The following is an 11,560-nucleotide window of genomic DNA, read 5'->3' as shown; positions in this document are numbered from 1 at the left end:
ACGACTGATAAAACTATGCCGCTATATATCATGTGACAATGGCAATATTTGATAATATTGCCATAAAAAGTGCTCTTTTATAATTAAGATATAAAACTTTATATCGCAACTAACTCTTGTATATTATCGGCAGCCATTGTAGTGCCGCGTCCTTGCGCCACTACTTGACCACGCGACAGCACGGTATAGTTGTCTGCCAACTCTTCGGCGAATTCATAAAACTGCTCTACCAAAACAATCGCCATATTGCCTTGACGTCCGAGATCTTGAATTACGCGCCCTATGTCCTTAATAATAGACGGCTGAATACCCTCGGTAGGCTCATCCAAAATTAGTACGGTAGGTTCTGAAGCCAGTGCGCGAGCAATAGCAAGCTGCTGCTGCTGACCACCAGACAAATCACCGCCGCGGCGATGTTTCATCTCATCGAGCACCGGAAATATGTCATACAAATGTTCAGGCACTTTACTGGCTTTACGTTGAGAAAACTTGGCCATACCGATAAGAATGTTTTCTTCAACGGTTAAGGTTGAAAAAATATCCCGACCTTGAGGCACATATGCAAGTCCTGCGCGTACTCGCTGTTCAGGCGTAAGCTTGCTAATGTCTTTGCCATTTAAAATTATTTCGCCCGACTTAATAGGTAAAATGCCCATCAAGCATTTAAGTAAGGTAGTTTTACCAACGCCATTGCGCCCAAGTACCACACTACACTCGCCAATTGGCGCCATAAATGACACATCTCGTAAGATATGGCTGCCGCCGTAATATTGATTTATAGCATTAACTTCTAACATATAAACGCCCTAAAATTTATGAATACAATGCTGTTTCTTCTCTAACCAAAGTAGGTGATTCCTACTTATTGACTAGCTTTTCAGACTAGTTTTCTAGACCAGCTTTTTAAAAAGCTTTTTTGTCAAGCTTTGTTGACCAGTTTAATTAGCGACCCAAATAAGTTTCAATCACCGCCTCATCGTTTTGGACTTCATCCAAAGTACCTTCAGCTAATATAGCCCCATTGGCCAGTACGGTTACTTTTTCGCTGATGGCGTCAATAAAGGTCATGTCATGCTCGACCACGACTAAGGTGTGGTCTTTTTTTAATCGTAAGCACAATTCAGCAGTGTGTTCTGTTTCTGCATCTGTCATGCCCGCCACTGGCTCATCAAGTAAGATGAGCTTTGGGCTTTGCATTAATAACATACCAATTTCAAGCCACTGCTTTTGTCCATGTGACAGCAAACCTGCAGGCTTATTAATCATGTCATGCAGACGAATCTGATCCAATGTTGAATCTAACGTGTTTTGGGTATCGGCATCCATCTTGGTAAACCAACTTTTTGATACACGCTTATCTTTTGGCGCAGCAAGCATGAGATTATCTAGCACGGTAAAGTTTTCAAATACCGTGGGTTTTTGAAACTTACGTCCAATACCTGCTTCGGCAATTTGCTCCGTCGACAAAGTCGCTAAGTTATGTACTTGTCCAAAGAATGCACTGCCTTCTGTAGGACGTGTCTTGCCTGTAATGACGTCCATCAACGTCGTTTTACCCGCCCCATTAGGACCAATAATACAGCGAAGCTCACCTTCTTCAATGTATAACGATAGATCGTTTAGCGCGCGAAATGAATCAAACCACACACTCACATTTTCAAGATATAGGGCAATACCGTGGCTCAAATCAGGCCCCGATTTGGGTACGGGATGCACAAGGCCATCTATTCCGGTTCCAAAGTCCTCATCGATAAGAGGGTCATCCGCATGGCCAGTCATCGCCGTAACCGATTGCACCGGTTGAGTTTTAGTCGCCTGACTGACCGTATCTTTAGCAGCCGTTATGTCTTGAGTGGACGGTATCGTAGACAAATTATTATTCGCTCCGTTATTTGTTGAGACAGTGCTACTTTGATTGCTGTTTTCGATACTGGCATTAGGTGTTATGGATGGTTTAGACATTATTCCTTCTCCTTTTTAAAGCGGTCCAGTAGGCCGATAATGCCATTGGGTAAAAACAGCGTCACAACCACAAACAATCCCCCTAGTATCAATAACCAGAATTCAGGGTAGGCGACAGTAAAATAGGTTTTAATGGCATTGACAGCGCCTGCACCAACAATAGCGCCTATTAAAGTACCGCGTCCGCCAGCGGCTACCCACACGGCCATCTCAATAGAGTTCACCGGATTCATCTCACCTGGATTAATAATACCTACTTGAGGTACATACAGTGCGCCTGCGATACCCGCAATCACTGCTGAAAGTACCCAAGCCGATAGCTTATACCACAGTGTACGATAGCCTAAATATTGCAAACGGTTTTCGCTGTCACGAATGGCACCCAGCACCCGTCCATAAGGCTGATTCATCAAATAACGCAATCCAAGGTAGGATAACAATAGCGCTAAAGCCGTCACAAAGCACAACATGGCACGGGTAGATGCTGCGGTAATGTCGTAACCCAGTAAAGTGGTAAACCCAGTAAAGCCGTTATTACCGCCAAGCCCAGTTTCATTACGAAAGAACAGTAGAGCGGCGGCATAGGTCATGGCCTGAGTAATGATAGAAAAATAAACTCCTTTAATTTTGGATCTAAATGCAAAGAAACCAAAAATAAACGCTACCAAACCTGGTACTAAGACCACTAAGGCCATCGCCCACCAAAAGTGCTGTGTGCCCGCCCAATACCATGGCATTTCAGTCCAGCTTAAAAACCGCATAAAATCAGGAAGACCTGGTCCAGCTGTTTCCCGAGTAAGATACATACCAAAGGCATAACCGCCTAAGGCAAAATAAAGACCGTGTCCCAAGCTTAGGATACCTGCATATCCCCATACCAAATCTAGAGCAAGTGCCACCATGGCCAAGGCCATAATTTTGCCGATAAGCGTTATCCAATATGCAGATAAATGTAGGCTTGAGGTTTCTGGCATCAAGTGCAGCCACGGTAAAATCAGTAGTACTAAAAAACATAATCCAATCAATATAGAGTTACGTGGTGAATCAGACAGTAGTTGAGTAAATCGCATGATGTTTTCCTTAATCCACAAAGCGGCCTTTTAGGGCGAATAAACCTTGTGGACGTTTCTGAATAAACAGAATCACAAGAACCAATAACACAATCTTAGCCAATACAGCGCCGATACCGATTTCAAGCGCAGTACCACTAATGCCAAGACCTAGAGAAGCTAAAACAGCACCCCAAACTTGACCAACACCGCCTACCACGACGACTAAAAATGCGTCGATAATATAGGTTTGTCCTAAATCTGGGCCCACATTACCTACTTGCGCCAAAGCACAGCCTGCAAGTCCAGCTAAGCCCGAGCCAAGACCAAACGCAAGCATATCGATGCGAGCGGACGGGATACCAACCGCACGCGCCATTTGACGATTCTGAGTAACCGCACGAACAAACAATCCAAAGCGGGTTTTGTTGAGTAGGTAGATTAAAAGCGCCAAGACGATTACGGTAAAGCCGATAATCGCAATACGGTTGTAAGGTAGCGATAAGCTTGCCGACACTTGATATGCACCGCTTAGCCAATCCACATTACTCACCTCGACGTTTTGCGCGCCAAAGGTCATACGTACTAGCTGCATTAATATTAAGCTAATACCGAACGTAGCAAGCAGGGTTTCAAGCTCTCGTCCGTATAAAGGGCGAATCACAATACGTTCGATGATCATGCCGATAATGGCACTGACCAAAAATGCGACAGGTATTGCAGCAATGAGATACCAGCCACTCATACTGGGTAAATAGGTTTGAAACAGGTTTTGTACCACATACGTTGCGTAAGCCCCGATCATAATCAGCTCGCCATGAGCCATATTAATTACGCCCAGCAGGCCGAAAGTAATTGCTAGACCAAGTGCTGCCAATAGCAAGATACTAGCGGTACTCATACCGGTAAACAAATGACCCGCCCACGTACTGATCTTGATGCGATTGGCAACGCTGCTCTCTGCGCTTATCAAAGCCGCTTTTAAATCAGCGGATAAGGTGTCATCTTTTAGTGCATTTTGAATATTTACCAAGACTTGTGGGCTGTCGCTTTTTGACAACACATTGACTGCAGCAAGCTTGGTGGCTTCATCCCCTTGTTTAAAATCAATACGGGCTTGAAGCTCAGCCAATGCGTCGGCGACCTTACTATTGCTCTCTGAGGCAGCGGCAGTTGTGATGGTAGCCGGATCTACTTGATTGATATTTTCAGATAATATTTCTACGGCTTCTAAGCGTTGAACTGGATTTTCTGAATTGAGTTTTGCTTTGGCTTGTCCAAATATTAGCGCTGAGCGCAGTGTATTGGTTAAAGTCACTTGCGATAAGTCATTTGGCCAGTCGCTGGTTTCTTGTCTGTCTGGATAGGTAAACAGCTGATCGTCACTATTTAATAGGTACGTTTGGCCGCCGTTTCCTTGGTATAACTCATCGTTACTAATAAGCTCAACCAAAGTGTCTAAGTTTTCAACAGAACCTGGCCAGTCATTTAGCATAGCTTGACGCTGGGTAAAGTCTCCTGCGACGAATTGCTCAATAGCATCCTGATCAGTATTTATATTGCTTTGCGAATTTAAAGCTTCTGTAGCGCCATCCGCAGCGGGAGTCGTTAAAGACTGCTCGTTTTGCTGCATAACATTGCTATTGGGTGTATTCACCATGTCTGAAGTGATAGTCGCAGTATCAAGAGGTAGCGAGTTTTGTTGCTGATCAGCATTTGACGCTACAGCATTTGACGCTTCACTGCTACTTGCATAAGCTGGCGCGATACTTAACGACAGGCTAACGCAAACAGCCGCAATTAATATGAGTACCCATAAACAAAGGTTTACCAATGGGGTTATCAACCCTTGTTTATGCATCTTATATCTAGAGTGAAACGACTGATTAAAGTCTCTAAACGGACCGGCTGTGACAATTTTTAATGAAATGGGTTTTTTAGTGATTGTCTTTAGTAGGGCAGGTGTTGGCTGTAAAATGGAAGGTAACATCTTTAACGGCTCCATAGCGATTTTAAAATCGATGCACCCTAATGCATTCAAACCATAACTTAACTGCGTTTAAGCTGACAGGATTACAACTAACGTCAATTAAACTAAGTAGAAGTCGAGATAAATGCGGTAATTTGGATGCGCCGGGTACCAATAGAAGAAAGCTATATAACAAACTATAAACAAAAGCTTTTTGATGCATCGTTTATATAATGGCTTACTTTGCTTACTTTTATCAGGTGTTTAACGGATAGCCATACATTTGGCTATCCGCGCTATATAAAAGGTTAGGTTTTATGATAAATACGACATTTGCCGACTTACTTATGTAGCATAGTTTCTAAGGCTATGCTGGCACGAGTTATTTTGGAATGTACTGGCTCCAAGGCTCAGCACGAATCACCTCAGGCGTTTTGTTAATCACATCAAACTGACCGTCTGCACGGATCTGACCAATCATAACCGGCTTCCACAAATGGTGGTTCTCTTCATCCATTTTTAGTGTATATCCAGAAGGGGCATCAAAGGTTTGACCGCCCATGGTCATACGTACTTTATCAACATCCGTGCTGCCTGCCTCTTCCACCGCTTGCTTCCACATGTTGATACCCACATAAGTGGCTTCCATAGGATCGTTCGTCACGACTTTTTCGGCATTTGGTAAGTTTTGATCCAGTGCAAACTTCTTGTACTTAGATGTGAAATCGTTGTTTGCAGGGTTTTTGATCGACATAAAGTAGTTCCATGCCGCCAAGTGACCTTGTAATAAGCTGGTGTCAATACCGCGTAGCTCTTCTTCACCTACTGAGAAAGCCATGACTGGAATGTCAGAAGCTTCGATACCTTGGTTGGCAAGCTCACGATAAAACGGTACGTTAGAATCACCGTTAATGGTTGAGATCACCGCAGTTTTCTTGCCAGTTGCAAATTTCTTAACGTTAGATACGATGGTTTGATAGTTGCTAAATCCAAATGGCGTATACTCTTCCATGATGTCTTCTTCTGCCACGCCTTTAGATTTTAGGAAAGCTCGTAAAATCTGATTGGTAGTACGGGGATAAACATAGTCAGTACCTAGTAATACAAAACGCTCGGCGCTACCGCCCTCTGGACTCATGAGATATTCGACCGCTGGAATGGCTTGCTGATTTGGCGCAGCGCCCGTATAGAAGATGTTTTCTGACTGTTCTTGACCCTCATACTGAACAGGGTAGAACATCAACCCGTTAAGTTCTTCAACAACAGGTAATACAGACTTACGTGATACAGATGTCCACCCACCAAAAATAACATCTACTTTATCTTGCGTTAACAGCTGACGCGCCTTTTCAGCAAACAGTGGCCAATCAGAGGCAGGATCAACGACAACTGGCTCAAGCTGCTTACCAAGCACACCACCATTGGCATTAATTTCATCAATAGTCATTAAGGCGGTATCTTTTAGCGAGGTTTCAGAGATAGCCATGGTGCCTGATAAAGAATGTAAAATACCAACTTTAATCGTATCGCCATCCGCTGCAGGTTCGGTCGTCTTGGTCGTTTCTGTAGTCGCTTCTGGCTCAGCTTCTGGAGCTGCTGTCTCTGCTGGTTTTTGACAACCAATAAGGCTTAGGCTGCCCGCTATCGCCACTGCCATCAAAGACAGTTTAGAGTTAAAAATGTTATGTTTGCTGTTTTGTTGATTAAAGTCATTTAAGGTGGTTTGAACAGACATGAAGAGCTCCTAAATTTTGAATTTGAGTTATCAGTGCGTTTGAGGCACAACTGTATTTAATAATTCAATATCTGTGCCACCTTAATAACGTATTTTTTATCCATAATGAGCGCAATTATTAAATAAACTGCACCAAATTGAACAAATAGTTTGATAATTGCACTACTTTTAAGTTATTTAGCGTTTAAAAAAAGCAGTAAATCCATGAACAATGTCTAATAATCAATTTATTCAAACATTTAGGGTTTCAGATATTCAGGAGTTTCAATATATTGCGTTTTTCAAATCGCATTGGTGGAGAGGCTTAAAATAGACAGGCCATTCAAATTCAAACCTTTTGAGTTTGTCAATAACAGTGATAAGGTTTAAGACCTATAGACAATATAAAATGTTCAACAGACCCTAATTAAGTCAGCTTAGCGAGGTCAAAACCATCAATGTTTAGTTTTTATATGACTCTAATCATCAAAAAGGATAAGTTATGTGTATTGTTGCCATAGCGTGGCAGTTATTTGAGGACATGCCACTAGTGCTGTTGTCTAATCGTGATGAATTTTTGGCGAGACCTACGACTAAGGCACATCAATGGGAAGATGCGCCCATATATGCGGGGCGAGATGATAAAAGTGGTGGAACGTGGCTAGGTATTCATCAACAGCAGACCAAAAGTGCAGATAGCATTGGGTATCAAAATGGCCGCTGGGCCGCTGTATTAAATTTCCGTGATGGGGTGCAGGCTAGTGCTGATCAGCGCTCACGCGGCGAGTTAGTGACTAACTTCTTAACAAGCACATTATCGCCTTTAGCATACGCCAGACAATTAGATCAGCAAGCTTACGCAGGATTCAATCTTATCATTGGTAATGATAAACAAGCGGTATTGGTGAACAATAGAGGCTTTCCACCAACGGCACTACATAATGGATTACACATTATTTCAAACGGACAACCCGATGAAGCGTGGTTTAAGTCTGAACGGTTACGTGGCCGAGTCAGACAAGAAGTGCTGCCATTAATCAGTGAAAGTATAGAACGGCATCAAGGCGACTTTAGCTATTGGCAACCCGCCGCATTCTGGGTACTATCCGATACCCTTGAAGCACCAGGCGATCAATTACCTGATACGGGCATGCCACCTAAGCTTGAACAGTCGCTATCTTCTATCTGCATAGATACTCCCGAGATGCCTACCTATGGCACGCGTACTCAAAGTGTGTTAACCATACAGCGCGCTAAATCAGACGATACTCAGCTCGCCTCTTCTCTCAAACTGATATTAAACAGTCGCTCCTACGATCACCAGTCTGCGTAGAGATGATACAGGATGTCACTTAAAAGGTAGAAGAAATAGAAAAGGAATGAAAAGGTGGACAAACTATAGTGAACAAGTCTAAAAGAGTTACATGGCAGACGAGTGCAAGGGCTACTCACATAGGCTTACCGAGGTTAACACCGTAACCGTTTAGGTGTTCGACGACTATAAAAGGTCTTAAGTATCAATGATGCCTGAGCCCATAAAGAAAGGCCTGTACCAATAGATACAAGCCTTAAAATCACAATAAAATTATATAGAGTTGTCAAATCACACTGGAAGTAGATGATTTGTATTCTCAGGGAGAACCAACTCTTTTTTTAGTGGTAATTCGCGTGCCAGCTCTCGCAAAGCGCGGCGATATACCCCTCGTTTAAAATGAACAACTTGACCCAGCGGATACCAATAGCTCACCCATTCCCAATGGTCGAACTCTGGCTTGGCTGTGTCAAATCGAATATGTTGCGTATTCGGCTCATCTAGCTTGAGCAAAAACCACTTTTGTTTTTGTCCAATACACAAAGGATGCTGTCCATGGCGGATATAACGTTTGGGTAAACGATATCTCAACCAATTGTTAGTAGCAGCTAAAAGCTGTACATGTTTAGGATATAATCCAACTTCCTCCCATAACTCTCGATACATAGCATCAATCGGTGTTTCACCTGTATCTATCCCTCCTTGAGGGAATTGCCATGAGTTATGTCCAACACGTTTTGCCCATAGTACTTGACCTCGTGTATTTGCCAAGATGATACCGACATTGGCTCTAAAGCCGTCTGCATCAATCATGACTAAATCCTTAAAATAGCAATTATTAGATGTTTTAAAAATTATAAAAATAAATGTTATTAAAATATAAAATCAATCTTGTCTTTATTCATCATTCAAATTAAAAAAATACGCATAGTTATAACCATCATAAACAAACGTATAAAATACAAACAGACAGATTGATAATCATTACTTACTATTAAAGCAATAATTCAAGTTAAATGATAATATTATTTTGATATAAAATGTTTCATTAGGTTTACTTAGCTATTCTATCTTTGCAAAGCGTTATAATTGATTAAATTCAAGCAAAATCAATAAATTATAAAAGTTTTAAATAACGTATTTATGTCAGTAGCAAGACGATAGTTAAGATGGGTTTGGTTGCTAGAATTTATATCAGGGTATACACTGGTATCCCTGTTTATATGATTATATAAAGTCGATGCGACGTACCTAATATTATTTAGGTTTTAATTGGGTTTTAATTACATTTTAATTAGGCAAAGAAGTAAAGCCTAGTCAATCATGGTGATACTCTTATAAACACCCACTTAACAGATTAATAGAAGAGTATTTAAAATAAGTATTCATTACTTGTACTCATAAGCAGTACTTATGACAAGGAAGTCGAGATGCCAAAGCATATTTCTAAGCTATCTACCTGCTCCAATATAGATCACGCCTCTACGGATTTAACCAAAACGACTAATAAAGCTATAGCAAAGTCCATCATGGCGAATCGTCGTGATTTAGATGCTAACAATAAAGTTTATCCAACCATCAAGAAATTGTCGCAAGCTATATTAGCTGTAACAATGGCAGCATGTAGCACTGCCTATGCCAGTGAATACAGTAGCTTGACATTTTTTGGTGACAGTCTGACAGATGGGGGCTACTTCAAACCCACGTTATCGCAAGATAATGCAGGTCAATTCACCACCAACCCAGATAATACATGGGCAACCCCTTTCGCAGAGCAATTAGGCTTAACAGCTGTTCCTAATACGATAGGTACGAATAGCGCCGACGCCAATAGTGGTATTAATAACTATGCCATCGGCGGAGCGCGAGCGGGTGTTGATGTCCAAAGAGAGGGTATCACCGTGGCGTCTGCGCAAAGTCAATTGGATGACTATTTGTCCACCAATACCGTTGACAGCGATGGGCTATATACAGTGTGGATTGGTGCCAACGATTTATTATCTGTTGTGCAGGATTTGGGCAATGCCAATAGTATTATTACTGAGGCCACACAAGATCAGATTGGGATTATCCAGAGATTGGATCAAAATGGTGCCAACTATATTTTGGTACCTAATATACCTGATGTGGGTTTGACCCCTAATGCGATTGCAGGGGGAGAATTTGTACAAAACTTAAGCACTCAGTTTGCTACTCAGTACAACACAGCATTATATGATGGCGCTAAAGCAACAGGGGCCAATATTATACCTTTAGATACTTTCTCCCTGTTGCAACAAGTCTCTCAAGACTCCGCTGCATATGGCTATACAAATGTGACAGACAAGGCATGTGGAGAGGTTAGTTCTTTAACCTGTGGGCCAGACGACTTGGTTGAACCTGATGCCAATAACAGCTATTTCTTTGCAGACGGCATCCATCCTACAGGACGAGCGCACCGTATGATAGCCGACTTTGCAAGTTCTGTAGTGACCACACCAAGCCAAGTGGGCTTATTGCCCCATATTGCGACTCAGTCAGGTTTAGCAACCAGCAAGCGTGTACAAAATCACATCAATCAGCTTCAACAAGGGTCAATAACTCATAATGAACAAGGCCCTAAAGTATGGGCATCGGTAGATGTGAACGCACTTGATGTGGCAGGGTTCGAGAGTAGCGGGAATACGCAGCTACTACTGGGCGTAGACTTTCATCATAACAATATGCCACATGCTACTAGCGGTATATATGCGCGCATGGGTCAAGCAGAGCTAGATAGTAGCGTTCGATCAGGTATTAATAATATTGATTTTGATGAATTGGGCTTGGGGCTGTATCACCGACAAAACATTGCGAATATACAATTGAGTGCAGCCATAGGTTATGATGATTTGGATATGGATCTTAACCGTCAGGTTACCTTAGACAATTACACCCGCCAATATCAAACTGAAACAAGTGGCGAGCGGTATTTTGCCACCGTCCAAGCAGGCTATCCGATAAGCGTTAGCAACAAAGCGCAGTTTACCAATACCACGTTCACGCCTTATCTAGGGGCGTCAGGAAGTTGGGTGACACTGGATGCTTTTGGAGATGCGGATATGAGCGACCCCGTTGGCATGCAGTTTGATGAGCAAAAGTACGATACCGTGTATGGTGCCTTAGGGGTTAAGGCCAATACTTATGTGGATGATAACCTCAACCTGTTTGGCGATATTAGCTTTCAAAAGCAGATTGATGATGACCATGAAGAGCTCAAAACTCGCTTGAATACGGTCTCTGATATGATCTTTACAACGCCCACAGCGAGTATAGATGATGAAAGTATCGACGTCACGTTAGGCTTGGCGCGTAAATTTGATAAAATAATCGCCAGTGCGGGGGTGTCGCATGCCTCAGGTGATGATGATGAAGCGACGAGCGTATTTATTGAGCTAAGTAGTTCGTTTTAATCCATAAGTCCCTACTCTTCATATATTTATTAGCTAACTCACCAGCTAACTGTATATAGTAAATGTTTAAGTGATGCAAATAAAAGGTTAAACAGGGTACTGTCTAACCTTTTTGACGTTTAT

Annotated in this window: 8 protein-coding genes; 2 read left to right on the top strand and 6 right to left on the bottom strand. The window is 42.3% G+C overall.

All coding sequences use genetic code 11. From position 1 onward, the window contains the following. Positions 1-98: 98 nt before the first annotated feature. From urtE to urtA, 5 genes are all read right to left on the bottom strand, one after another. Positions 99-797, bottom strand: coding sequence for an urea ABC transporter ATP-binding subunit UrtE (gene urtE / locus AC21OH_RS10560; protein WP_486535661.1), 699 nt, complete (start codon positions 795-797; stop codon positions 99-101). Between the two features lie 145 nt (positions 798-942). Then, positions 943-1,779 carry an urea ABC transporter ATP-binding protein UrtD gene (urtD, locus tag AC21OH_RS10555; protein ID WP_486535776.1) on the bottom strand — a complete coding sequence of 279 codons (837 nt, stop codon included), beginning with the start codon at positions 1,777-1,779 and terminating at the stop codon, positions 943-945. A 182-nt stretch (positions 1,780-1,961) separates the two neighbouring features. Beyond that, complete coding sequence (gene urtC / locus AC21OH_RS10550; protein ID WP_487370408.1) at positions 1,962-3,032, bottom strand: urea ABC transporter permease subunit UrtC; 1,071 nt, start codon at positions 3,030-3,032, stop codon at positions 1,962-1,964. A gap of 10 nt (positions 3,033-3,042) precedes the next feature. After that, on the bottom strand, positions 3,043-4,644 hold the full coding sequence (gene urtB, locus AC21OH_RS10545; protein ID WP_486535777.1) for an urea ABC transporter permease subunit UrtB: 1,602 nt from the start codon (positions 4,642-4,644) through the stop codon (positions 3,043-3,045). Positions 4,645-5,362: 718 nt separating this feature from the next. Further along, positions 5,363-6,637 (bottom strand): urea ABC transporter substrate-binding protein, encoded by a 1,275-nt coding sequence (gene urtA / locus AC21OH_RS10540; protein WP_487370443.1) that lies wholly within the window; start codon positions 6,635-6,637, stop codon positions 5,363-5,365. Positions 6,638-7,196: 559 nt separating this feature from the next. Between urtA and AC21OH_RS10535 the strand changes: the two genes are divergently transcribed. Continuing rightward, positions 7,197-8,027: an NRDE family protein gene (locus AC21OH_RS10535; RefSeq protein ID WP_487370407.1), complete on the top strand. Its 831-nt coding sequence runs from the start codon at positions 7,197-7,199 to the stop codon at positions 8,025-8,027. Positions 8,028-8,297: 270 nt separating this feature from the next. On the opposite strand, the gene AC21OH_RS10530 is transcribed toward AC21OH_RS10535, so the two are convergent. Then, a complete protein-coding gene (locus AC21OH_RS10530; protein ID WP_487370406.1) occupies positions 8,298-8,819 on the bottom strand; it encodes an RNA pyrophosphohydrolase in 522 nt (173 codons plus the stop codon). A 617-nt stretch (positions 8,820-9,436) separates the two neighbouring features. Here AC21OH_RS10530 and AC21OH_RS10525 point away from each other — a divergent pair. Further along, complete coding sequence (locus tag AC21OH_RS10525; protein ID WP_487370405.1) at positions 9,437-11,437, top strand: autotransporter domain-containing protein; 2,001 nt, start codon at positions 9,437-9,439, stop codon at positions 11,435-11,437. Positions 11,438-11,560 lie beyond the last annotated feature (123 nt).

This window comes from Psychrobacter sp. CX10 (genome assembly GCF_057621575.2).
This window is presented reverse-complemented; position numbering and strand designations above follow the sequence as displayed.